At 62.5% G+C, this 24,862-nt stretch carries 16 protein-coding genes and 1 riboswitch; of the genes, 13 read left to right on the top strand and 3 right to left on the bottom strand.

Features of this window, described 5'->3' with window-relative positions; all coding sequences use genetic code 11:
* The first annotated feature begins 1 nt into the window (after position 1).
* The gene (locus DNK49_RS18295; RefSeq protein ID WP_110527928.1) at positions 2–1,468 is read left to right on the top strand and encodes a glutamate synthase subunit beta; all 1,467 of its coding nucleotides are present in this window, start codon (positions 2–4) and stop codon (positions 1,466–1,468) included.
* Between the two features lie 134 nt (positions 1,469–1,602).
* Here the strand turns inward: DNK49_RS18295 and DNK49_RS18290 are convergent, their stop codons facing one another.
* Positions 1,603–2,787 carry an acetate/propionate family kinase gene (locus DNK49_RS18290; protein WP_110527925.1) on the bottom strand — a complete coding sequence of 395 codons (1,185 nt, stop codon included), beginning with the start codon at positions 2,785–2,787 and terminating at the stop codon, positions 1,603–1,605.
* Positions 2,784–4,196, bottom strand: a complete 1,413-nt coding sequence (locus DNK49_RS18285; RefSeq protein ID WP_110527922.1) for a bifunctional enoyl-CoA hydratase/phosphate acetyltransferase — start codon at positions 4,194–4,196, stop codon at positions 2,784–2,786. Before DNK49_RS18285 ends, DNK49_RS18290 begins: the two co-directional genes overlap by 4 nt.
* A 199-nt stretch (positions 4,197–4,395) precedes the next feature.
* On the opposite strand from DNK49_RS18285, the gene glmU reads away from it, so the two are divergent.
* From glmU to DNK49_RS18250, 7 genes are all read left to right on the top strand, one after another.
* Positions 4,396–5,754 (top strand): bifunctional UDP-N-acetylglucosamine diphosphorylase/glucosamine-1-phosphate N-acetyltransferase GlmU, encoded by a 1,359-nt coding sequence (glmU, locus tag DNK49_RS18280; protein ID WP_110527917.1) that lies wholly within the window; start codon positions 4,396–4,398, stop codon positions 5,752–5,754.
* Positions 5,755–5,810: 56 nt separating this feature from the next.
* Positions 5,811–7,637 (top strand): glutamine--fructose-6-phosphate transaminase (isomerizing), encoded by a 1,827-nt coding sequence (glmS, locus tag DNK49_RS18275; RefSeq protein WP_110527914.1) that lies wholly within the window; start codon positions 5,811–5,813, stop codon positions 7,635–7,637.
* A gap of 201 nt (positions 7,638–7,838) precedes the next feature.
* Positions 7,839–7,933, top strand: a riboswitch (glycine riboswitch).
* A gap of 152 nt (positions 7,934–8,085) precedes the next feature.
* On the top strand, positions 8,086–8,754 hold the full coding sequence (locus DNK49_RS18270) for a trimeric intracellular cation channel family protein (RefSeq protein WP_110527911.1): 669 nt from the start codon (positions 8,086–8,088) through the stop codon (positions 8,752–8,754).
* A gap of 163 nt (positions 8,755–8,917) precedes the next feature.
* Positions 8,918–9,445: a GNAT family N-acetyltransferase gene (locus tag DNK49_RS18265; protein ID WP_165843374.1), complete on the top strand. Its 528-nt coding sequence runs from the start codon at positions 8,918–8,920 to the stop codon at positions 9,443–9,445.
* A 129-nt stretch (positions 9,446–9,574) separates the two neighbouring features.
* Positions 9,575–11,140 (top strand): diguanylate cyclase, encoded by a 1,566-nt coding sequence (locus tag DNK49_RS18260; RefSeq protein WP_110527905.1) that lies wholly within the window; start codon positions 9,575–9,577, stop codon positions 11,138–11,140.
* A gap of 117 nt (positions 11,141–11,257) precedes the next feature.
* A complete protein-coding gene (locus DNK49_RS18255) occupies positions 11,258–14,149 on the top strand; it encodes a bifunctional diguanylate cyclase/phosphodiesterase (protein ID WP_243632436.1) in 2,892 nt (963 codons plus the stop codon).
* A gap of 141 nt (positions 14,150–14,290) precedes the next feature.
* Complete coding sequence (locus DNK49_RS18250; RefSeq protein WP_110527902.1) at positions 14,291–15,550, top strand: nitronate monooxygenase; 1,260 nt, start codon at positions 14,291–14,293, stop codon at positions 15,548–15,550.
* Positions 15,551–15,587: 37 nt separating this feature from the next.
* Here the strand turns inward: DNK49_RS18250 and DNK49_RS18245 are convergent, their stop codons facing one another.
* A complete protein-coding gene (locus tag DNK49_RS18245) occupies positions 15,588–16,850 on the bottom strand; it encodes an Hsp70 family protein (protein ID WP_110527899.1) in 1,263 nt (420 codons plus the stop codon).
* A gap of 197 nt (positions 16,851–17,047) precedes the next feature.
* Between DNK49_RS18245 and DNK49_RS18240 the strand changes: the two genes are divergently transcribed.
* From DNK49_RS18240 to DNK49_RS18220, 5 genes are all read left to right on the top strand, one after another.
* Complete coding sequence (locus DNK49_RS18240) at positions 17,048–18,670, top strand: thymidine phosphorylase family protein (RefSeq protein ID WP_243632435.1); 1,623 nt, start codon at positions 17,048–17,050, stop codon at positions 18,668–18,670.
* A 2-nt stretch (positions 18,671–18,672) separates the two neighbouring features.
* Positions 18,673–19,566 carry a ribose-phosphate diphosphokinase gene (locus tag DNK49_RS18235; protein ID WP_110527897.1) on the top strand — a complete coding sequence of 298 codons (894 nt, stop codon included), beginning with the start codon at positions 18,673–18,675 and terminating at the stop codon, positions 19,564–19,566.
* A gap of 192 nt (positions 19,567–19,758) precedes the next feature.
* Positions 19,759–20,673: an adenylate/guanylate cyclase domain-containing protein gene (locus DNK49_RS18230; protein WP_110527894.1), complete on the top strand. Its 915-nt coding sequence runs from the start codon at positions 19,759–19,761 to the stop codon at positions 20,671–20,673.
* 78 nt (positions 20,674–20,751) lie between these two features.
* Entirely contained in the window at positions 20,752–21,729 is a 978-nt protein-coding gene (locus DNK49_RS18225; protein WP_110527891.1) for an efflux RND transporter periplasmic adaptor subunit, read from the top strand.
* Positions 21,726–24,845 carry an efflux RND transporter permease subunit gene (locus DNK49_RS18220; protein ID WP_110527888.1) on the top strand — a complete coding sequence of 1,040 codons (3,120 nt, stop codon included), beginning with the start codon at positions 21,726–21,728 and terminating at the stop codon, positions 24,843–24,845. The genes DNK49_RS18225 and DNK49_RS18220 overlap by 4 nt, the downstream gene beginning before the upstream one ends.
* Positions 24,846–24,862 lie beyond the last annotated feature (17 nt).

The raw sequence follows: 24,862 nt of genomic DNA, 5'->3' as shown, positions 1-24,862 counted from the left end.
AATGGGCAAGCCCACCGGATTTCTCGAATACCAGCGTCTGTCGCAGGCTTACGAGCCTGTGCCGGAGCGGATCAAGAGCTACAAGGAGTTCGTGCTCCGCCTGTCCGATGAGCAGGCTGCGGTGCAGGGTGCGCGTTGCATGGACTGTGGCATTCCGTTCTGCAACAACGGTTGCCCGGTCAACAACATCATTCCCGACTGGAACGACCTGGTGTATCGCGGTCAGTGGCAGCAGGCGATCGAGGTGCTGCACTCGACCAACAATTTCCCCGAGTTCACGGGTCGCATCTGTCCGGCCCCCTGTGAAGCGGCATGTACGCTGAACATCAACTCGGACGCGGTTGGTATCAAGTCGATCGAGCAAGCCATCATCGACAAGGCCTGGGAGCAGGGCTGGGTCAAGCCGCAGCCGGCTGCCGCCAAGACGGGCAAGAAGATTGCCGTGGTCGGTTCCGGCCCCGCGGGCATGGCAGCGGCGCAGCAGTTGGCGCGTGCTGGCCACGACGTCACCGTGTTCGAGAAGAACGACCGTGTCGGCGGCTTGCTGCGTTATGGCATTCCCGACTTCAAGATGGAGAAGTCGCTGATTGACCGCCGCGTCGAGCAGATGCAGGCCGAGGGCGTCACTTTCCGCACCGGTGTTGTCGTCGGTGCGAAGGATATGCCTGCTGGCATCATCAATGACGCCAAGGAAGTGGTCACGGCTGATCAGCTCAAGGCCGAGTTCGACGCCGTCGTGCTGGCCGGTGGATCAGAAGTGCCGCGCGACCTGCCGGTGCCGGGGCGTGAGTTGGCGGGTGTGCACTACGCGCTGGAGTTCCTGATTCCGCAGAACAAGCAGGTGGCTGGTGACCGCCCCAACCCGATCTCGGCGGAAGGCTGCAATGTGGTGGTGATCGGCGGTGGCGACACCGGCTCCGACTGCGTCGGCACCAGCTATCGCCACGGTGCGACGTCGGTCACCCAGTTCGAGGTCATGCCGCAGCCGCCCGAGCAGGAGAACAAGGCGCTGACCTGGCCCTACTGGCCGATCAAGCTGCGCACCTCGTCCTCGCATCTGGAAGGCGAGACCCAGCGCGAATACGCGATTGGCACCAAGGAGTTCATCGGTGAGAACGGCAAGCTGACCGGTGTGCGTACTGTCCGCCTCGAGTGGAAGGACGGTCGTATGAGCGAGGTTGCCGGCTCTGAGCAGGTCTTCCCGGCCGAGCGCGTCTTCCTCGCGATGGGCTTCACCAACCCGGTGGGCGGCATGCTGGAGGCCTTCGGGGTGGATAAGGATGCGCGTGGCAACGCCAAGGCAACGACCGATGGCGAAGGCTGCTATGCAACCAACGTCGACAAGGTGTTTGCTGCGGGTGATGTGCGCCGTGGTCAGTCGCTGGTGGTGTGGGCTATCCGTGAAGGACGCCAGTGCGCCCGCGCAGTCGATGAGTTCCTGATGGGGGCGAGCGTGCTGCCGCGTTGATCGCGACACGTCTTCAGATGTGAAACAAGGGCAGCTCAGGCTGCCCTTGTTCGCTTCGAGATGCCCACGTGGAAGCGCGGTGTGTCGAGGTACTGGCAGGACGCGGCCGGAGCGCGTCCTGTCGCACTGCTTGCTTACAGGTCAAGCAGTTCCACGGTGTAGCGCGCGATCATGCCTTCTTCGTTGGTCGGCACGACGGCAACGGCAACGCGACTGTCGGCGGCGTCGATGCGGCTTGCACCGGCCTCGTTCGCGCTGGAGTCGATGGTGATGCCCAGCCAGCCTGACAATGCGGCCACTTTCTCGCGTACCACCGCAGCGTGCTCGCCAATGCCACCGGTAAACACCAATGCATCCAGTCCGCCTGCTGCGGCAGCCAGCGAGCCAAGCTCGCGGGCGATGCGGTAGCAGAACAGTTCGACCGCTTCGGTCGCTTCTGGCGCGTTCGAGGCCAGCAAGGTCCGCATGTCCTGGCTGATGCCAGAAACCCCCAGCAGGCCCGATTCCTTGTACAGCAGATTGGTCAGCGCTTTCGCGCTCATACCTTTCTGCTCCATCAGGTAGAGCATGACGCCGGGATCCAGGCTGCCGGTGCGGGTGCCCATCATCAGGCCCTCCACGGCGGTAAAGCCCATGGTGGAGGCCATGCTCTTGCCGTCGCGCAGGGCGCACATCGAGGCGCCGTTGCCGAGATGGGCGATCACCACACTACCGTGAGCCTTATCCCCGATGACTTCGGGCAGCTTGCGCGCGACGTAATCGTAGGACAGGCCATGAAAGCCGTAGCGCTTGATGCCTTCGGCGCTGATCGCACGCGGCAGCGCAAAGGCCTGGGCTACCGCTGGCTGGGTACGATGGAAAGCCGTGTCAAAGCAGGCCACTTGCGGCACGTCGGGCATCAAGGCGGATACGGCCCGGACGGCGCGCAGGTTGTGAGGCTGGTGCAGCGGTGCGAGCGGGACGAAGGCATCGAGCTCACGCAACAAGCCCTCGCTCAGCTTGACCGGGGCGCTGTAGCGATCACCACCGTGAACCACCCGGTGACCTGCCGCGACGATTTCCAGATCGGGGTTGTGTGCGGCCAGCCAGCGGAACAGGTGCGTCAGCGCGTCGCGATGCTGCTCGCCCTGTTCGCCGTGGGTGACCACGGGTTCGTGATGGCGCGTGCCGTTGGCCTCCTTCGCGGACAGCTCGGGTGTGGCGCCGATGCCTTCGATCTGGCCCGAAAGTGCCGGATTGGCGGCCAGGCCGGGTTCGAGCGGAAAAAGGGCGAACTTCAGGCTGGACGAACCTGCATTGAGTACAAGAACGGCTTTCATACCTTCAGTGCCTCCCGCTTGCGATGGGCCATCAGCTGGGCAATGGCACATGATGCCGCGCGAGTCTCTGCCGTGTCGGCACGGCTGGTCAGCACGATGGGGACGCGTGCGCCGAGCACGACCCCGGCCATCAGCGCGTCCGCAAGGTATTCAAGCTGCTTGGCGACCATGTTGCCCGACTCCAGGTCGGGGACGACCAGAATGTCGGCATTGCCGGCAACCGCCGAGCGGATGCCCTTGGTCTTGGCGGCAACCAGCGACACTGCGTTGTCGAAGGCCAGCGGGCCATCGAGCAGGCCGCCGCGGATCTGCCGGCGATCGGCCATCTTGCACAGTGCGGCGGCATCGATGGTGGAACGCATCTTGGAGTTGACCGTCTCGACTGCGGCGAGGATGGCGACCTTGGGTTCCAGCAGGCCGAGCATGTGGCCGAGTTCGATGGCGTTCTGGATGATGTCGACCTTGTCTTCCAGCGTGGGGTCGATGTTGATGGCCGCGTCGGTGATCATCAGGGGATGCGGGTAGGTCGGCACGTCGGCGAGGAACACATGGCTGATGCGGCGAGCGGTACGTAGCCCGTTGGCTTTGGAAACCACCGCCCCCATCAGTTCGTCAGTGTGCAGTGAGCCCTTCATCAGCGCCTCGATGCCACCGTCACGGCACAGCGCCACGGCGGTCTCGGCCGAGGCGTGACTGTGTGGGACGTCGACGATGCGGAAGCCCTTCAGGTCCAGTCCTTGTTCTTCGGCGACCGCGCGGATCTTGTTTTCCGGGCCAACGAGGATGGGGTCGACAAGCCCGGCATGAGCGGCCTGAATGGGGCCGCGCAGCGATTCAGCGTCGCACGGGTGAGCGACTGCGATCGGGATCGGCGACAGCCCGGCGGTGATCGACAGCAGGTGGCGATAGCGCAGCTCGCGATCGGAAATGGTGACTTCGGGCAGCACCACGCGGGGGCGGGAGATCTTTTCGGTGGGGGCGGCGACTTCTGCCGTGCCGTCAATGACCTTGAGTCCGTCCTGATTCACGGCAAGGCAGTCGAACACGATGTGGTGATTGTGATCGTACTTTTCCTTGCAGGTCACCGTGATCGTCAGCGTGTCACCGATGGTGATCGGTCGCCAGAAATTGAGCCCCTGCGACACATAGACGGTGCCGGGTCCGGGAAACTCGGTGCCCAGGATGGTGGAGATCAGCGTGCTGCCCCACATGCTGTGGCCGACCACTTCGCGGAACTGGCTGGAGCGGGCGAATTCCGGATCCACGTGCGTCGGATTCACGTCGCCTGACATTGCTGCGAACAGGTGGATGTCCTCGGGGCGCAGCGTACGCATCAGTTGTGCGAAATCGCCGAGCTGTATCTCGTCGAATGTGCGGTTCTGGATCAGCGGTTGAGCGGGATGGTCCATGGCGAGCCCTTGATTTTGAGTGCGTTGCAACATCGGCATTCTATGCCCATGTTCGTGACGCGAGTTAGATCAGGATCAGAAAACGCCTGCATTGCAACACGGCCCTGCAATGTCATGCTCGACAGGTATCAGGTCACGATGGTGCCAGGAGGGCGCATGCTAGAATTCGCGCCATCTTGAATTCCCTTCGGATGTCTTCATGGAAGTCGTGATCCTCGCTGCCGGACAGGGCAAGCGGATGCGTTCGGTCTTGCCCAAGGTCCTCCAGCCCATTGCTGGCAAGCCGATGCTGGCTCATGTGCTGGCCGCGGCCCGGGCACTCGAAGCCAGCCGCATCTGCGTGGTCTATGGTCATGGTGGTGAGGTGGTGCGCGAGCGCCTCGATGCAACGGATCTGGCCTGGGCGCGTCAGGAGCCCCAGTTGGGTACGGGACATGCAGTGCAGCAAGCCTTGCCGCATCTGTCCAGCCAGGGCATGGCGCTGGTGCTCTACGGCGATGTGCCGCTGATCGGTGTTGCCACCCTGCAGCGCCTGGTAGGGGCGGCCGGTGTCGCCAGCCTGGGTTTGCTTACCGTCACGCTCGACAACCCCACTGGCTACGGACGCATTGTGCGTGATGAAGCAGGGCGTGTCCTGCGCATCGTCGAAGATAAAGATGCCACAGACGCGCAGCGCGCCATCCGTGAGGTCAATACCGGCATTCTGGTGGCGCCGGTTGAGTGCTTGCGCAACTGGTTGGGTCGAATCGGTAATGATAATGCGCAGGGGGAGTACTACCTGACGGACATCATCGGCATGGCCGTGGCCGAGGGCGTCGAGATCGTCACCGTCCAGCCCGATGCCGTCGCCGAAACGCTGGGTGTCAACAGCAAGCCGCAGCTGGCTGAGCTCGAACGCCTGCATCAGTCCATGATTGCGCGCCGGCTGATGGACGATGGTGTAACCCTGATCGACCCTGCACGCATTGATGTGCGTGGCGAGCTGCGTTGTGGCCGTGATGTCGAGATCGACATCAATTGCGTGTTCGAAGGCAGTGTGGTGCTGGGTGATGGGGTGCGTATCGGCGCCAATTGCGTGATTCGCGATACCGTCATCGGCGCGGGTACCCGGGTAGCGCCTTTTTCCCATCTGGACAACACCCTGATGGGTGAGGACTGCATCATCGGGCCCTACGCCCGTACCCGGCCCGGCACCCGCTTGGGCAAGGACGTCCACGTCGGCAATTTCGTCGAGATCAAGAACAGTACCGTTGCCGACCACTCCAAGGCCAATCACCTGGCTTACGTGGGTGACGCCGACATCGGCCAGCGCGTCAATATTGGTGCCGGCACCATTACCTGCAATTACGACGGCGTCAATAAGTACCGTACGGTCATCGAAGATGATGTTTTCATTGGATCGGACACGCAACTGGTTGCGCCGGTCAGGGTCGGCCGTGGAGCAACGCTGGGTGCGGGGACCACGCTCACCAAGGATGCGCCGGCGGAGCAACTGACGGTGTCGCGCGCAAAGCAGTTGTCGATTGCCGGCTGGAAGAAACCGGTCAAGAACAAGTAAGCCATCTTCACGCCGTGGCTTGAAGGCCACAGCAATCGAATCAGGGGATCCAGGCCATGTGCGGTATCGTGACGGCAATTGCCACCAATAACGTTGTACCCGTCCTGCTCGAAGGCTTGCGCAAGCTCGAGTACCGTGGGTACGACTCAGCCGGACTGGCCGTTCTGTCCGGATCCTTGAGCCGGCTGCGCGCTGCCGGTCGGGTGGCCGAGCTTGCGGCGTTGGCCGATGCCCGGCAGTTGTCGGCCAACATCGGCATTGCCCATACCCGCTGGGCAACGCACGGGGTGCCTTCCGAGCGAAACGCGCATCCGCATATTTCCGGCGGCCTGGCAGTTGTGCACAACGGCATCATCGAGAACTTCGAGGCGATCAAGTCCAGTCTCGAGGCCCGCGGGTATGTGTTCGAGTCCGAGACCGACACCGAGGCCATCGCGCACCTGGTCCACAGCAAGCTCGAAACCCACCCTGACCTGTTCGAAGCGGTCCGGCTGGCCACCAACGAACTGGTGGGCGCCTACGCCATCGGTGTGCTGGCAGAGGCCGACCCGTTCCGCGCCATCGTCGCCCGTCGCGGCTCACCCCTGCTGCTGGGGATCGGCGAGCAGGGCATGTATGCCGCGTCTGACACCGCTGCACTGCTGCAAGTGACACGCAAGGTGGTGTACCTGGAAGATGGCGACCTTGCCGAGTTGCGGCTGGACGGTTACCGGGTGGTCCGTCCAGACGGTGAAGCGGTCGAGCGCGAAGTGCATCTCTCCAGCCTGTCGGCCGATGCCGTCGAACTGGGCCAGTTCCGCCACTACATGCAGAAGGAAATCTTCGAGCAGCCGCAGGCGCTGGGCAACACGCTGGAGATGATCGCCGGCGGCGGCGCCATCTCGCCCCAGCATTTTGGCGCGCGTGCGGCCGAGATCTTTGATGGTGTGCGTCGGGTGCTGGTGCTGGCCTGCGGCACCAGCTACCACGCGGGTCTGGTCGCGCGTTACTGGCTGGAGTCGGTGGCAAAGATCCCGACCACGGTCGAGATTGCCAGCGAGTATCGCTATCGCGAGTCCGTACCCGAGGCCGACACTCTGGTGGTGGTCATCTCCCAGTCTGGCGAGACCGCCGACACCCTGGCTGCGCTCAAGCACGCCAAAACGCTCGGCATGGCACGTACCCTGGCAATCTGCAACGTGCCGGAATCCGCCATCGTGCGCGAGTCGGCGCTGCGCTTCATCACCCGTGCCGGCCCGGAGATCGGCGTTGCCTCGACCAAGGCCTTCACCACCCAGCTTGCCGCCTTGGCCCTGCTGACGCTGGCCCTGGCCAAGCTCAATGGGCGACTGCCAGAGGCCGAAGAGCAACGTCATCTGACTGCGCTGCGGCACCTGCCGGTTGCCGTGCAGAAAGTGCTCGAACTCGAGCCCGAGATCGAAAAATGGGCACAACGTTTCGCCAGCAAGGAGCACGCCCTGTTCCTAGGCCGTGGCCGTCATTGGCCGATCGCCATGGAAGGTGCGCTCAAACTCAAGGAAATCTCCTACATCCACGCCGAGGCCTACGCAGCCGGCGAACTCAAGCACGGCCCCCTGGCACTGGTGGATAAGGACATGCCGGTGATTGCGGTGTCCCCCGCGGACGAATTGCTCGAGAAGCTCAAATCCAATCTGCAGGAAGTCCGTGCCCGCGGCGGAGAACTCTACGTCTTTGCCGATGCCGGCAGCGAGATCCCCGAGTCCGAAGGTGTGCACATCCTTCACATGCCGGAGCACTATGGCATGTTGTCGCCCGTACTGCACGTCATCCCGCTGCAGCTGTTGTCCTACCACGCCGCGTTGGTGAAGGGGACGGATGTGGACAAGCCGCGTAACCTGGCAAAGTCGGTTACGGTGGAATAGTGATCGGCATGGATGCGATGAAGACGCTAGTGCCCGAGAAGATGGCGCCATACAGAAGCCAGTGAAGCGCGCGCTTCCCCGGAATATGTGAGCGCGTGACACGTGTGGTGGCAAGGGGGGCAGCGCTGGGTTGCCGCTGAGGGTGTTTGGCTTGACGAGCAGTCTGGGGGCTATCTTTTTTCGCTGCGGCTCACGATAATCCGACCATCCGCGGGAGAGAGGGGCTGGCATTGCCGGACTCCGCCGAAGGCGCAAACTCCCATAATCGCTCAGGCATGAAGAACCGCGGGGATCATTCGCCGACTGGAGAGCAGTTGCAGACGTTTCGACATCTGGCAACTCACCGAAGGGGCAGGCCCGTGTGGGCTGAAACTCTCAGGTAAAAGGACAGGGGGAGAGGCGTCGCCGGCACGTTTGTACGTTGCCGGACTGGACGGAGCCTTTCCTCATGCTGGACACCCTTGCCCACATCTTTCAGCCGCTTGCCACCAAGCAGTTCGACCTGCTGCTGGTCATCTACCTGATTGCCATCACCACCGAAGCCATGTCCGGCGCGCTTGCCGCGGGGCGTCGCAACATGGACGTTTTCGGGGTGGTCGTGATTGCCTTCGTGACCGCCCTCGGCGGGGGCACGATCCGGGATGTGGTGCTGGGCAATTTCCCGATTGGCTGGACGCAGCATCCAGAGTATGTCTATCTGGTGTTGCTGGCGGGTCTGGCAACGACTGTGCTGGCCAGGTTCATGCACCACATGAAGCGCATCTTCCTGATGCTGGATGCGATGGGGCTGGTGGCGTTCTCCCTGATTGGCTGCACCATTGCACTGCAGCTCGAGTACCCGGTGATCGTGGTCATCATGGCGGGCATGCTGACCGGTATCAGCGGCGGCATCCTGCGTGACGTGTTGTGTAATCAGGTGCCGGTCGTTTTCCGCCGGGAGCTCTACGCCAGCGTTTCCCTTGTGGTCTGCGTACTTTTTCTGGGGTTGCAGACGCTGGGGGTGGACGCTGACCTGAACACCCTGTTCTGCTTCGTCCTGGGGTTTGGTTTTCGCATGTTGGCCTTGCGCTATGGCTGGAAATTGCCAACCTTCTCCTATCAGCAACGCTGGGACTAGCAGACTGTCACCTTGCTGCAATAATCGGTTGATACATTGTGTAACACAATCGTAATGCAGGCCGCGCGTGTTTGGGCGTGTGGGTTTTTCTATGGTGCAGGATCAGGCAGCGGCGGGCGATACGTTTCAAGCAAGGTGGTGCGCAGGGGGGCGGAACTTGGTCTTGCGACCGGTGAGTCCGCAGGATGTCCGCCTTTCACAGGCGTTCATCGAGAGTTTGTCCTTCAGTTCGCGCTACTTCCGCTTCGGTCGGGGTGATGTCGTTTTTGCCGACAAGGAGCTGCTGCAATTGTGTAGCCCCGATCCGCGCGAGTGTGCCGATTTCATCGTTCTGGATGTGACCGACCCGGTTCCGGTGGAGCTGGCATCGGCCCGCTATTGCATACAGCCCGGCACCCGGTCCGCAGAGTTTGCGCTTGCCGTTGCGGATGATTGGCATGGGCAGGGGCTGGGACGCCGGCTGGTCGACGCCCTGCTCGCCAGCGCCCGGCGGCATGCTCTGGAGGAGATCTACGGTATCGTTCTGGCAACGAACTGTCGTATGCTGGCATTTGCCCAGCGCCTGGGCTTCGAGTGTTCGGAGGCTCTGGCGGAGGGGGTGCTGCTGAAGGTGGTGCATCGCATTGATCGGCCTCCGCTTGCTCCGCCCATGGAAAGGTTCGTCCCGGGCGTAGGGGTGTCAATCCGTTAAGCCGGCGGGGGTAGCGTGGACGACAGCGGTTGTTCAGTGCGCTAGCATGCGTTGAACATCGCTTTGACGTGCGGCCCTGCACGCGGATTGCTTTGCGTTGTCGTGCCGCCTTTTACTTTGGCAAGATCGATGGCCAGCGATCAGAAGGCCTTATCCCCCAATACGCCGAACAGCCCGGCTGTGCGGTTGACCGTGCGCTATGTATTTGCGCTGACGGTGGTCGCCTTGCTGGTGACGGGCGGCCACCTGTTCATGCGGCAGGCGCTGGAGGCTGCTGAGAGCGATTCTCGCGTCATCAATCTGGCGGGGCGGCAGCGGATGTTGTCGCAGCGCATGGTCAAGGATCTGGCGGCTCTGGCGCTTGAACCGCGCGTGGCAGGCTCGGTGTGGGCGCGTCTGGATGGCGATCTGACCGCATGGGTGCGCACGCATGCAGGTTTGCTGGAAGGGGATGCCGGACTGGGCTTGCCGCCGGCCAAGGATGCATCGATCAGGCAGATGTTGGTGGCGCTGGATCCAGACGTGCAGGAACTTCAGGCCCAGATATCGACGACCTTGATGACGCGCGTTCTGCCTGATCAAACGCTGCTGCGCGCTGCCATTGATGTCAGCAACCGGTTTGTCGAGCGCATGGATGCGCTGGTGTTCGAATGGGATGCCCTGTCCAAGCGCCAGATCGAGCGCCTCAAGCAGGTTGCCCAGGTGAGTTGGCTGTTGGCCCTGCTGACGCTGGTGGCCGAGGCAGTATTCATTTTCCGGCCGTTTGCACGCTGGTTGGCGGACAGCGAGGCCTCCCTCCGCAGTCAGCAGCATGTTCTGGCGGAGAACGCCTTGTTGTTGGAGCAGACAGGTGAGTTGGCAGGCGTCGGTGGCTGGGAACTCGCACTTGATCGGCGGGCGTTCGTGCCCGCGCCACAGGCGGCGAAGCTGTTGGGTTTGTCGGCTGGATGTGAAATGCCGCTTGCTGATCTTGTGCGCATGGTGGTCGCAGATGCCCGGCCGGTGCTCGAGCGGTCTATTGACAAGGCAATTGCAGACGGGGGGGCGTGGGATGTCGAGTTGCCGCTGGTGAATGTCGCGGGACGCGAGATGTGGCTGCGGGTGGTGGGGCGTGCGGTTCGCGAACAAGGGCGGACGGTGCGCGTCTTCGGCGCGCTGCAGGACGTGACCAATATGCGCTCGCTGGCTTACCAGGCCAGTACTGATGCCTTGACGGGTTTGCCGAACCGGCGGCACTTTCTTGCACGCCTGACTGACGAGCTGGCACGAGTCCAGCGGATGAAGCGCCACGCGGCGCTGCTGATGCTGGATCTCGATCACTTCAAGCAGATCAACGACCGTTACGGTCATGCCGCGGGTGATCTGGTACTTCAGCGCGTTGCGGTCGCACTTCATGATGTGGTGCGGGCGACCGATGTGGCTGGACGGATTGGCGGCGAAGAGTTTGCCGTACTGATGCCGGAGTCTGCACTCGATCAGGCTCGGCAACTCGCCGAAAGGATCCGGGCGGCGGTTCAGGCGCTCAATATTGTCTATGGTGAAGTGAATTTGGGCGTCACCGTCAGTATTGGTCTTGTGGAACTCGATGCCAGCTCGACCGCGGATCAGGCGCTGAGCCTGGCGGACAAAGCCCTGTACAGCGCCAAGGCGCATGGAAGGAACCGCGTCGAGGCGGCCCTCTCGGCAGATCATTGACATCCCGGTTGGGACTTTTGCACGGTTTTCACCGTGCAGCGACGCGGTTGCCGATTGTGGCGAGTAGAATCCGACTACTCAATAAGTCATAGTCTGAGTCGTTCAGCCGTCGCCATCGTGTCCCTCTCCAACCAAGCCAGAACCATTCCTCGACTCCACCTGATCGGCACGCTGGTCGTGGTCGTGGTCTTGACGCTGGCGCTGGGCAGCTTCTTTTCGTGGCAGTACATCGAGGCGCATCGTGCGTCGATCAGCCGTCTGGAGCAGGTGGTCACGCGTCAGGTCGAGGCCAGGCTCGATGCCGAGATGGCTTCTGCATTGGCATACCTGGAATTTACCCGCTCACGCACCGAAGACACCTTGCGCCGAGCGGTTGTCGAGCCGGTCGATGCAGCGATGCAGATCGTCGAGGCCATTCATGCTCGCGAGTCCGGGCAGCGGCCGGATGCCGAGATCCAACGCCTGATCATCGAGGCGCTGAGACCGGTGCGTTTCTTCGATGGGCGGGGTTACTACTTCATTGATGACATGAGTGGCCGCTTCGTGCTGCTGCCCACCGCGCCGCAGTTCGAGGGCCAGTTGCTGCCCGACAATCGGGACGATACCGGGCACTACATCATGCGCGGTCTGATCGAGGCGGCGCGCAAGCCGCGTGGCGAAGGGTTCTCACGCTACCGCTGGTATCGTCCGGATGACCCGTCCCGCATGGCCGACAAGCTGGCTTATGTGCGCTACTTTCCGCCCTATGACTGGCTGATCGGTACGGGGGACTATACCTACGAGTGGGAGGCACGCCTTCAGCAGGAGGCCATTGCCCGCCTGCGCAGCATCCGGTTTGGCGAGAGTGGGTATATCGGCATGATTGATGCCGAGGGGCGTTCCCTGCTGTCACCATCGGCACCCGAGCTGGAAGGCAAACACTACAGCGAGCTACCGCCTGCGCAAGCGGCGGCACTGAAGACCCTGTTCAGCAAGGCGCGGGAGGGCGGTGGACTGGTCCGCTATCAGTGGCCCAATCCGGCGACCGGGCAGCTGGCGACCAAGCTGGCCCGGGTGGAGACGGCACAGCCGTGGGGCTGGGTGTTGGTTGCTGCGGTCTTCGAGGACGAGTTGCGCGGCGCGCTAGCGCATGAGCGGCAGTCGTATGAGGCTGCGAGTGGCCCCAGGGTACATGGTCTGTTGTTGGCCATGGGGCTTGCATTGTCGATTGCGCTGCTGGGGTCATGGCTCTTCTCGCGCTGGTCGGGGCGCCTGTTCAAGCGGTACCACGACGAGAACCAGGCGCAGCGCCTGGCTCTGCAGGTCCAGGCGGAGAGCCTGCGCGAGAGCGAGGACAAGCTCGCGACCATTCTGGATAGCGTCGAGGCCTACATCTATATCAAGGATCGGGACTATCGGTATTTGTACGCCAATCGTAGGGTGTGCGAACTGTTTGGCCGCGAGTTGGAGGGGGTGGTTGGCAAGTCCGATGAGGACTTCTTTGACATGCAGACGGCGGCCAATCTGCGCAAGAACGACACGCCGGTGATCGAGCAGGGAGAGCGGGTGGCGCTGGAAGAGGTCAATACGACCCTGGATGGCAAGGTTGAGCGTGCATTCCTGTCGATCAAGCTGCCGTTGCGGCGGGAGGACGGGACGGTTTACGCCCTGTGCGGCATCTCGACCGACATCACCCAACGCAAGGCGATGGAGGAGGAGATCCGTCACCTGGCCTTTTACGATCCGCTGACCGACCTGCCCAACCGCAGGCTGCTGATTGACCGCCTGCAGCAGATGATTGCGCAGGGGGCACGTACGGCCCAGCATGGCGCGTTGTTGTTCATTGACCTGGATAACTTCAAGACCTTGAACGATACCTTGGGGCACGATCAGGGCGACGCATTGCTGGTGCAGGTTGCCCACCGTCTGCGTGCCTGCGTGCGTGAAGAGGATACTGTGGCACGCATCGGCGGCGATGAGTTTGTCGTCATGCTCGGCAGCCTGGGGCTGCAGGCCGCCGAGGCGGCGTCGCGTGCACGCGCGGTGGGTGAAAAGATCCTGGATGGCCTGGGGCAGCCTTATGGGTTGCAGGGGCGTGCGCATTTCAGTACGCCCAGCATTGGCGTGACCGTGTTCGCGGGTCGGGGCCTGAGGGTGGATGAGCTGCTCAAGCAGGCCGATCTTGCGATGTACGAGGCCAAGGCCGCGGGGCGAAACACGCTGTGTTTCTTTGATCCTGAGATGCAGGCTGCGCTGACCGCTCGCTCGATGCTGGAGTCTGACCTTCGCCTGGGGCTCTCGTTGGGGCAGTTCATGCTGCACTACCAGGCTCAGGTGGATGAGGGGGGCGCGCTGGTCGGTGCGGAAGTCCTGCTGCGTTGGCAGCATCCGGTCAGGGGGCTGGTGTCGCCGCTCGATTTCATCCCGCTGGCGGAGGAAACCGGGCTGATCCTGCCCTTGGGTGCGTGGGTGCTGGACGAGGCTTGTGCCCAGTTGGGCCGCTGGCGCGCCGATGCCCGCACCTCGGCGCTCACACTGTCGGTCAATGTCAGCGCACGTCAGTTCCATCAACCCGGTTTTGTCGATCTGGTCATCGCAGCCCTCGAACGTCACGGTGTGGATGGGGGCTTGCTCAAGCTTGAGCTGACCGAGAGCCTGCTGCTTGACGACGTCGATGACACCATTGCCAAGATGAGTGCGTTGAAGGCGCGTGGGGTGGGGTTCTCTCTGGATGATTTCGGCACCGGCTATTCGTCGCTGGCGTATCTGAAGCGGCTGCCGCTGGATCAGTTGAAGATCGATCGCTCCTTCGTGCGTGATCTGCTGACCGACCCCAACGACGCCGAGATTGCCCGCGCCATCATCACCATGGCCGACAGCCTTGGGCTGTCGGTGATTGCCGAAGGGGTGGAGACCGAGGCGCAGCGTGCTTGCCTAGCGAATCAGGGTTGTCATGCCTACCAGGGTTACCTGTTTGGTCGTCCTGGTCCAGTGGAGCTGCTCTGGGAGCAGCTCGTCCCAAAGGCGTAAGGTGAGCACCATGCGGTCGGGCGTGAGTGGTATCGAAGCCGCGTATCGATGGACCTACAGGCGCTAATCGGCGGTTTTTGATGTCATGTGTTGCCTGGCTGGGCGATAATGTCGGACTGTGGCAAAACGGATATTCTGGACATGAAGCGCGTTGATGATTTTCGCCTGCGGCTGGGCTCGCACGAACTGGTTCCGATCATGGTCGGTGGCATGGGGGTCGACATCTCGACCGCCGAGCTTTCGCTGGAGGCGGCGCGGCTGGGCGGCATCGGCCATATTTCCGACGCCATGGTGCCGACGGTATCCGACCGCCGTTTCAACACGAAGTACGTCAAGAACAAGCTCAAGCAGTACAAGTTCAACGTTGCCAACTCTGACAAGTCGGTGGTGCAGTTCGACCTCGGCCTGCTTGCCGAAGCGACTGCCATGCACGTCGGGCGCACCATGGAGGCCAAGCGTGGCCCGGGTCTGGTGTTCATCAACTGCATGGAAAAGCTGACCATGAACAGCCCCAAGGAAACCTTGCGGGTCCGGCTTCAGGCCGCCATGGACAACGGTATCGATGGCATCACGCTGGCCGCCGGCCTGCACCTGGGGTCTTTCGCGCTGATCCAGGATCACCCGCGCTTCAACGATGTCAAGCTGGGCATCATCGTGTCTTCGCTGCGCGCCCTGCAGCTCTTCCTCAAAAAGAATGCGCGCACCGGTCGCTTGCCTGACTACGTGGTTGTCGAAGGCCCGTTGGCCGGCGGTCACCTGGGCTTTGGCATGGACTGGGCGCAATATGACCTGGCGACGATCACCGCCGAGATCCGCGACTGGCTCAAGGCCGAGCAGCTCGATATTCCGTTGATTCCGGCTGGTGGCATCTTTACCGGTTCGGATGCGGTCAACTTCCTCGAAGCCGGTGCGGCAGCGGTACAGGTGGCCACCCGATTCACCGTGACCACCGAGTGCGGCCTGCCCGAAGACGTGCAGCAGGAGTACTTCAAGGCCAGCGAGGATCAGATCGAGGTCAACGGCATCTCACCGACGGGTTACCCGATGCGTATGCTCAAGAGCAGCCCCGCGATCGGCAGTGGCATCCGTCCCAATTGTGAGGCGTTCGGCTATCTGCTCGATGCCAAGGGTAACTGCCAGTATATCGATGCCTACAACCGCGAGGTGGCGGCACACCCCGAAGATGCCAAGATCAAGGTATGGGACAAGACCTGTCTGTGCACCCATATGCGCAACTTTGATTGCTGGACCTGCGGGCACTATACCTACCGGCTCAAGGACACCACCCGGCAGAATGCCGACGGCAGCTACCAGATCCTCAGCGCCGAGCACGTATTCCACGACTATCAGTACAGCACCGATAACAAGATCGCCTTGCCGTCCGCTCCGGCTGCGGTCTGAGCTTTTGCGCCAGGGGCGGATGTCTCGCCCCTGGCGCTCAGCCGTACCGGCGGGCGGCCTGTACCGCAAGGCCGGCGCCGATGCTGCCGTACAGGTCACCCTCCACGCAGCGTGCCCCGGGCAGTTCTGCAGCGATCCGTGCGCGTAGCTGGGTGACCCCGCTGGCGCCGCCAGTGAAATACACCGTGTCAATCTGTTCGCGCGCCAGACCCGACTCTTTCAGCAATTCATCTACGGTAGCGGCGACCCGTTCCACCAGCGTGCGGGTTGCGAGGGTGAAGGCCTCGCGGCTGATCGTATGGTTCAGCCCTTGCTCCAGGCGGTCCAGCGTCAGTTGGGCGGTTTCGTTCTCCGACAGGTCGATCTTGGCCTGTTCTACCTGCAAGGCCAGCCAATGCCCTTCACGCCGCCCGACCAGGCGTGACAGACGATCCAGCTCGGTGCGTGCGGCCGCGTCGCGGTAGATGTGCTGCAGGTCCGACGCGGTTTGCCGGCTGTAGGCAAAGTTGATGGTATGCCAGGTTGCGAGCTGGAAAAAAATGCTCGAAGGCACCTCTGCGCCGTTCTTCATCTTGCCGCGATAGCCAAGCAGGGGCATCACGCATTCAAGGCTGAGGGCGCGATCGAAGTCGGTACCGCCAATATGAACGCCGGCATTGCCAAGCAGATCGGCGCTGCGATCTTCGAGCAATGCCCGTTCCGGCGAAAGGCGTACCAGCGAAAAATCTGCCGTGCCGCCGCCGATATCTGCAATCAGCACACGCTCTTCCCGGGTCAGCGACGCTTCATAGTGCAGGGCGGCACCGATCGGCTCGAACTCGAAGCTGACCTCGCGAAAGCCCGCTTCGCGTGCGATCTCGGCCAGCGTGTCCTCGGCTCTGCGGTCGGCGACGAGGTCGTCGTCAACAAAATGTACCGGACGCCCGAACACTGCCTGGTCAAAACTGCGACCCGCCTGCTGTTCGGCACGCCGCTTCAGTTCGCGAATGAAGCTGGCAAGCAACTGGCGGTAGGAGAGGGCTCGGCCCAGCACCTCGGTATGACCGTCGATCAGGCTGCTGCCCAGCAGGCTTTTCAGGGCCCGCATCAGACGGCCCTCATAGCCTTCAAGGTATTCCGCCAAGGCAGCCCGGCCGAAGCAGGTCGTATTCTCGTCGGCATTGAAGAACACTGCGGAAGGCAAGGTCGGGCGCGCATCCTCGAGGGCAAGCAAGGTGGCCATCCCGGGTCGTAGCCAGCCGACCGTGGAGTTGGAGGTGCCGAAGTCGACGCCGCAGGCGCGTGCTGGCGAGGTAAACATGGGAGCGTGCTGTCCAGCAGGAAAGGGCCAAGATGCTACGCCATGCGGGCCTTCGCCGCGACCCCTTTGCCCGTCATCCTGGTGAAGTCCGGCGTGTGCGAGTTGCAGCGCGGACACGCGTGTGCGCTTGCAGCGTGCCCTCAGGCGGTCAGGGGTGTAGGCTTGACCCATGACTGTTCTCTGGCCTGACTGTTCCCATGAACGAGCCCAATGACCGGATTGCGGATGAGCCTGTGGCACTGTCGCCGGTTGAGGCGGATCCGGGTGTGATGGATGCGCAGCCTCGGCGCCTGAGCTTGCGCCGAGTTGCAATCGATACTTATCGCGAGAATGTGGTTTATCTGCATCGCGATTGTCCGGCCTATCGCGCAGAGGGGTTTCAGGCCCTCTCCAAGGTCGAGGTTCGCGCCAACGGTCGCCGTATTCTGGCCACGCTCAATGTGGTCGATGATGAGTCGATCGTGGGTTGTCGCGAACTGGGTCTTTCGGAGGATGCCTTTGCGCAACTAGGGGTGGCGGATGGGCATCCTGCATCGGTGTCGCAAGCTGAACCGCCCTCGTCGATTCCAGCCCTGCATCGCAAGATTGCCGGTGAGCGCCTCGGACAGGCCGATTTTCGCGCCATCGTGCGCGACATTGCCGAGCATCGTTATTCCAAGATCGAGCTGACTGCCTTCGTGGTCGCTTCCAATCAGGGCGAGCTCGACCGGGAGGAAGTGTATTTCCTTACCGAGGCGATGGTGGATGCCGGTAGCCGGCTGGACTGGCGTGAGCGTACCGTCGTCGACAAGCATTGCATTGGTGGTATCCCGGGCAACCGGACGTCGATGCTGCTGGTGCCGATTGTGGCAGCACACGGCATGTTGTGCCCAAAGACCTCGTCACGTGCCATCACGTCGCCGGCGGGCACAGCCGATACCATGGAGGTATTGGCCAATGTCGAACTGCCGATGGATGTCCTGGCCGAGATCGTGCGTGAACACCGTGCCTGCCTGGCCTGGGGGGGGACGGCCCACCTGTCGCCGGCAGATGATGTGCTGATTTCGGTGGAGCGTCCGCTGTCGATTGACTCTCCGGGACAGATGGTGGCCTCCATCCTGTCGAAGAAGATCGCCGCGGGATCGACACATCTGGTGCTGGATATCCCGGTGGGACCCACCGCCAAGGTGCGATCGATGCCCGAGGCACAGCGGCTGCGCAAGTTGTTCGAGTTCGTGTCCGGTCGCATCAATCTGGCGATCGATGTCGTCATCACCGATGGCCGCCAGCCGGTGGGGCGTGGTATCGGGCCGGTGCTCGAGGCGCGTGATGTGATGCAGGTGCTCGAGAACGATCCTGCTGCACCCAACGATCTGCGTCAGAAGGCGTTGCGCCTGGCCGGCCGCATGCTTGAATTTGATCCGGATGTCCGCGGAGGCGACGGCTTTGCGATTGCGCGCGACATCCTCGATTCGGGACGGGCGCTTGCCAAGATGCGGGCCATCATACAGGCCCAGGGCGCGCGTACCTTTCAGCTTGAGCAACTGGCACTGGGCTGCCTGCATTTTGACATTGAGGCCGAGCGCGATGGCGTGGTGACGGGCATCGACAATCAGCAACTGGCGCGTATTGCCCGTTTGGCCGGGGCGCCCAAGGTGCAGGGCGCAGGTGTGGACCTGTTCTGCAAGCTGGGTGACACGGTCATGGTGGGTCAGCCTTTGTACCGGGTGTACGCTGACTATGCCGCCGATCTTGAGTTTGCACGTCAGGCTTGCGTTCGGGCCAGTGGCTATCAGCTGGGCGAGGTTGCTGAGGTGCCACACTGTTTCGTGGAGTTCTGATCATGACGGGTGTACTGCTGTACTTTGAGGATGAAACGGGGCTGGCGCTGCGCCTTGCCGAAGCAGCGGGGCTGGAAGCCCGTCGTGTCGAGTGTCATCGCTTTCCCGACGGAGAGTTGCGCCTGCGCCTGCCCGAAGTTTTGCCGCAAAACCTGGTGGTCCTGCGCGGATTGCAGCTGCCAAACGACAAGCTGATCGAACTCTTGCTCGTCGCACGTTCGGCACGTCAGCGTGGCGTGCATCGGATCGTGCTGGTGTGTCCCTATCTGGCTTATATGCGACAGGACATGGCGTTTGCACCTGGTGAGGTCGTCAGCCAGCAGGTAATTGGCGGATTCCTGGCCGGACTTTTCGATGCTGTGCTGACTGTTGATCCACATCTGCACCGTGTGTCGTCTCTGGCCGAGGTGATGCCCGGTTGTCAGGCGATAGCCTTGAGTGGTGCGCCATTGCTGGCTGAGCTGGTGGCCGAGCGGCGCCCGGACGCTTTGCTGCTGGGGCCGGATGGAGAGTCTGCACAGTGGGTGTCGGTCGCTGCGGCGCATGCTGGACTGGATCACGCCGTCTGTACCAAGGTGCGTCATGGCGATTGCGAGGTCGCGATCGAACTGCCCCGCGTTCCACTGGCCGGGCGCAAGGTGGTGCTGGTCGATGATGTTGCCAGCAGTGGGCATACGCTGGCGGTTGCGGCGCGTCTGGCCCTGCAGGCGGGTGCTGTTTCGGTAGACGTTGCGGTGACCCATGCCTTGTTTGCCGGTGCTGCGTTGCAAAACGTACAGGATGCAGGCGTGGGTGAGATCTGGAGCACCGATAGCGTGGCCCACTCGACCAATGTCGTCAGCGTGGCACCGATGTTCGCATGCGCGCTTGATCAGTTGCATCGGGGGGGCAGGTGATCCTTGGGGTACGCAACTTCATGGTGGCACCGTCTGTCCGAGCAGGCAGGATTGGTGCGGTGCATGCAAATCGATGACGATTCGGGTCGGTAATGCTAGGATCACGTTCCGCCGTCAAGTGACTTTTTTCACGGTATCCAGGAGCCCGGCAGTCTCCTGGCAGGGCAATAACCCAAACGGGCGAGGAGGCGTGTGGAGCAAGCGGGTAAAACCGTCGTGTTTGCCGACCTGACTGGCAGCACCGGTTTGTTCGAATCGGCGGGTAACGTGGTAGCGACGCATGTCGTGACGCGCTGTACCCAGGCACTCGGAGCGCATTTCGCGCGTGCCGGCGGCCGTATCGTCAAGTTTCTTGGCGATGGGGTGCTGGCGACGTTCGATGACACCGTGGCTGCGGTCGAGGCGTGCACCCGCACCCGCGACATCCTGCACGACCTCAATACCGAGCAGTTCCGCCATGCGCCGCTGGCCTTCAAGATTGGCATCGCCCATGGCGCGATCATCGAGCAGGATGGTGATTGCTACGGCGACACCGTCAATGTCGCTGCCCGGCTCTCCGATCGTGCCGAAGCGGGGGAGATTCTGGTCAGCGAGTCGGTCTTCAATCGTCTTCCCGAGTTGCAACGCCTGTCGTGCAGCAGCCTCGACCGCATCATGGTCAAGGGCAAGGCCGAACCCCTGCGTGTCTGGCGGATAGATTGGGCCAGAACCGCCGAAACCACGCTGACGATTCCGCTGGACATGCTCGATGGGCGCGGGCGACTTGCCGCTGGCCAGCGCCTGCATCTCGATCTGCTCGATCAGCACCTGCAGTTGCTGTCGTCCGATGGGCCATTGGTCATTGGTCGTGGTGACGAGGTGGGATTCTCCATCAACGATCCCCGGGTGTCGCGGCGCCATGCCCGTATCGAGTGGACTGCAGGTCAGTGCGTGCTGACCGATTTCAGCAGCAATGGCACCTGGGTCAGTTTCAAGGGTGCGGCTTCGCCGGTGATGCTGAAGCGTGACAGTTGCATGCTGCATGGTAGTGGTGAGATCGGCCTGGGGGCGGCACCCGGCGATTTCACCGCGCCGACCTTGACCTTCCAGGTCATCGACGACGCCTGACACCCTTGATGCGCATGGGGCTCGATATTTCTCCCCTGCGTGTTCCCTATTCCTGCATTTTCGCTTGCCATCAATCCGATGAAGCTCCTACCTGCTGTGTTGTTGTGCTTGTGTGCCAGCGTTCAGGCTGCCGAATGGACGACCCGCCCCCTGGGCGAGCTGGCGGTCTTCCCCGAGTTCCGTGCGCCGGTGGTGGTCATTGCGCGTGACGAGGCCCGGTTGGCCGCAGAGGTGTCCGCGCGGGTCGTGGCGATGCCCGTGCGTGAGGGGCAGGCCGTCCGTCAGGGGGCAGAGCTTGTCCGGCTGGACGATGCCGGATTCCGGATTGAAGCGCAGCGTGCGCAGGCTCAGGTTGACCTGGTCACCAGTCGCATCCGGCTGGCGCAGGCACAGTTGGAGCAGTCGCGTGCGCTTGCCGGCAAGGGCTTCATCAGTGCGGATGGCTTGCGTATCAAGGAGACTGAACTGTCCGTGCTGGGCAATGAGCGCGCCGCGGCCGTTGCGGCCCTGGATGCCGCACGTCTCGCCCTGGCCCGTACGGTGGTGAGGGCGCCATTCGATGGTGTGGTGCGTGAGCGTCAGGCCAGTGTCGGCGATCTTGCGGGACCAGGAACAGCACTGCTCACTCTGGCTTCGAGTGCGCCAGCCGAGGTGCATGCCCAGGTGCCGGCGGGCATGGTGGGCATCTTGCAGCAGGCCAGTACGGTGTCGCTGCATGTGGGCGATGCCCGCGTACCCGCCAGCATCGTGAGGGTTTCGCCGGTGCTCGAGCGTGCGGGTCAGACACGCACCGTCGTGCTGAGTGCAGGGCAGCCCCTGCCGCCCGGACTGGCCGGTGAGTTGCGCTGGCAGGGGGCAACTCCGCATCTACCGCCGGATTACCTGCTGCAGCATGAGCGTACGACGGGGGTATGGCTGGCGCGTGATGGAAGGGCGGTATTCCACCCGCTACCGGCAGCGCAGGCCGGCAGGGCGGTGCCACTCGATCTGCCGCCGGAAACGCAGGTCATCGACGCCGGCCGCTTCTCACTGTCAGCGCATGAGGGGGCGAAGTGAGCGGCTTCTACCGGCGGCTGATTGACAATCATCCGCTGGCCAACATTGCATTTGTGCTGGTGCTGCTGGGGGGCGTGTTCAGCTATCTGACCATGCCGCGTGCGCAGGATCCGGAGATCAACTTCAATTGGGTGAGCATCATCACCACCTTGCCCGGTGCGTCGGCCGAGGATGTGGAGCGAGAGCTGACCGGTCCGCTTGAGGATGCGATCAAGCAGGTCAAGGATATCCGCTTCGTGTCTTCGTCCAGTCGAGAGGCGGTGTCATCCATTCTGGTACGTTTCGAGGAGATTCCCGAACGCACCTTCGACAAGCGTATCAACGATCTGCGGCGCGAGATCCAGAACAAGGCAGCTGCCGAACTGCCTCCCGAGGCCAACGACCCGCAGGTGCTGGAGATCACGTCGTCGAACGGCTTTCCCACCGCAATCCTGGTGTTGCGTGGCACTGGGGGGGAGGCGCTGCGGTCGGCCGCCTTTACCACCCGCAAGGCGCTGGAGAGGGTCACTGGCGTCGATCAGGTCATCGCTGCCGGTTTCGATGATCCCCAACTGCAGGTCGATTTCGACCCTGCCCGCCTGGCGGCGACAGGCTTGTCGCCGATTCAGCTATCCAACAGCGTTGCTGCCTGGTTTGCCAATACTCTGGGGGGACGGGTGCAAGTCGGTGACCGTGACTGGCTGGTGCGTCTGGAGGGGAAAACGCCCGATCCGGAAACCTTGGCACAGGTCGCGGTGGTCACCCCTCAGGGGCGGGTTGCGCTGGACGAGGTGGCGGCGGTTGCGCGTGGACACGAACGTCCCGCGCAGTTGGTGTCGTACAACGGCCAGCCGGCGGTGATGCTGTCGGTGACCAAGGATGCGCGCGCCAACACGCTCGATCTGGTCGATCGGCTCAATGACTTCGTTGTCGAACGCAATCGCCTGCTGGTGCCGCAGGGTCTGGAACTGGTGCTGGTAGACGACCAGACACATGCCACCCGCAACGCCATCGGCATCATGGAGTCCAATGCAGTGTTCGGGCTGGCGGCGGTGCTTGGCATGTGCTGGCTGTTCCTCGGTTCGCGTCTGGCACTGCTGGTGGGCATCGGCGTGCCCTTTGCGCTGGCCGGCACTTTTGTCGCGGCCAACATGATTGACTCGACACTGAACCTGACGGTACTGCTGGGTGTAGTGATTGCGCTGGGGATGCTGGTGGATGACGCGGTGGTGATCGTGGAGTCGATCTACTACCGCATGCAGCGTGGAGAACCGGCTCATGACGCGGTGATCGGTGGTGTGGCTGAGGTTGGCCTGCCCGTGCTGGCGTCGGTGTTGACCACGATTGCCGCGTTCCTGCCGCTGATGCTGTTGACGGGCATTCTGGGCAAGTTCATGTTTGTGGTGCCTTTCGTCGTGACCGTAGGCCTGCTGGTCAGCCTGTTTGAGGCGTTCTGGATCCTGCCAACGCATATCCTGAGCCTCAAGCCCGATTTCGGCGGGCAGCGCACGCGCACCCAGGTATGGCGCGAGCGCTTCACTCACTGGGTGAGGGTCAAATATGCGCGGGCGCTGGTTGCGGTGCTGCGTCGGCCAAAGAGCATGGCTGCGGCGCTGATGCTGGTGATGGCGGGTGCCGTGGGTGCATTGGGCAGCGGTTTGGTCAAGGTCGAGTTTTTTGCCTTCGATTCAATGCGTCTGTTTTACATCAGCGTCGATATGCCGGCAGGCGTCACGCTGGAGCGTACGCTGGCTGAGACAGAGCGCGCGCGCAAGGTGGTCGAGGATGCTCTGAATGGTGATGAAGTGCGTGCGGTCACCAGCTATGCCGGTCTAAAGTTTACCGATACCGAACCGGTGTATGGCGATCAGTATGGCCAGGTGCTGGTGTCGCTATTGCCGCGCGAGGAAGATATGCGCGACACCGCGGAGGTGATTGCGGCATTGCGTGAGCGGGTGGAAGCACTGAACGGTGAGGGGCGCTTCTCCTTCCTCGAGCTCAAGGGTGGGCCGCCGACCTCCAAGCCGATCAGCATCAAGGTGCGCTCGGACGACTACGTACAGTTGCGTGCCGCAGCTGATGCCCTGCTGGTTGAGGTTGGCAAGCTGCCCGGCGTGCGCGACATCACCGACGACGATGTGCCAGGACGCAGCGAACTGCGGCTGGTGCTCAATCGTGAGAAGCTGGCCCGTGCCGGTGTTGGTGCGGGCGAAGTTTCGCGCTTGCTAAGGCTGTATGGTGAAGGCGAGATGGTTGCCACGACCCGGGATGCCGGTGAGAAGGTCGAGGTTGTCGTCCGTGCGGCGGCGGAATCCATGGCCGACATTACCGAGCTGTTGCAGCGCCCAGTGTTGCTGCAGGACGGGCGTAGTGTGCAGCTGGGAGATCTGGTCGATCATCAGGTTCGTCTCTCGAAAGGCTATATCCGTCACTATCAGCTGACCCGCGCGATTACGGTCGAGGCTGAGCTCGATCGTGGTGAAATCGATACCGTAACAGCCAATGAGCGATTGAAGGCTGCATGGGCGCAGATGCGCGAGGCCTACCCGGCGGTTGAACTGGATTATTCCGGCGAGCTGGAAGACATCGAGGAGAGCATCGATTCGATGAGCAAGCTGTTTGCGCTGGGCGTGGGCTTGATCTATCTGATCCTTGCGACCCAGTTCCGCAGCTACTGGCAGCCGTTCATCATTCTGGTGACGGTGCCGCTGGCTTTTACCGGCGTCGTGCTTGGCTTGCTGATATCGGGTAATCCGCTGTCGCTCTATACCCTGTATGGGGTCATTGCGCTGACCGGTATCGCAGTCAATTCGGCCATCGTGCTGATTGCTGCAGCCAATGAACGACGCGAGGCGGGTATGTCGGTGCAGCATGCGGCAATCTACGCTGCCCGTCGGCGGGTGGTGCCAATCCTGATCACTTCCATTACGACGATTGGCGGGCTGTTTTCGCTGGCTGTCGGGCTGGGGGGCAAGTCGCTGATGTGGGGGCCGGTGGCAGCGAGCATCGTCTGGGGCCTGGGTTTCTCCACCGTGCTCACCCTCTTCGCCATCCCGCTGATCTATCGCATGGCGATGATGAGGGCAGGCGGCTCGGCCCGTGTCGGCGGGGTTGTCACCTCGCCCAATGCAGGGTGAGGACGGTCATGGGCGGG

It is taken from the genome of Parazoarcus communis SWub3 = DSM 12120 (genome assembly GCF_003226565.1).
Classification (GTDB): domain Bacteria; phylum Pseudomonadota; class Gammaproteobacteria; order Burkholderiales; family Rhodocyclaceae; genus Parazoarcus; species Parazoarcus communis.
This window is presented reverse-complemented; position numbering and strand designations above follow the sequence as displayed.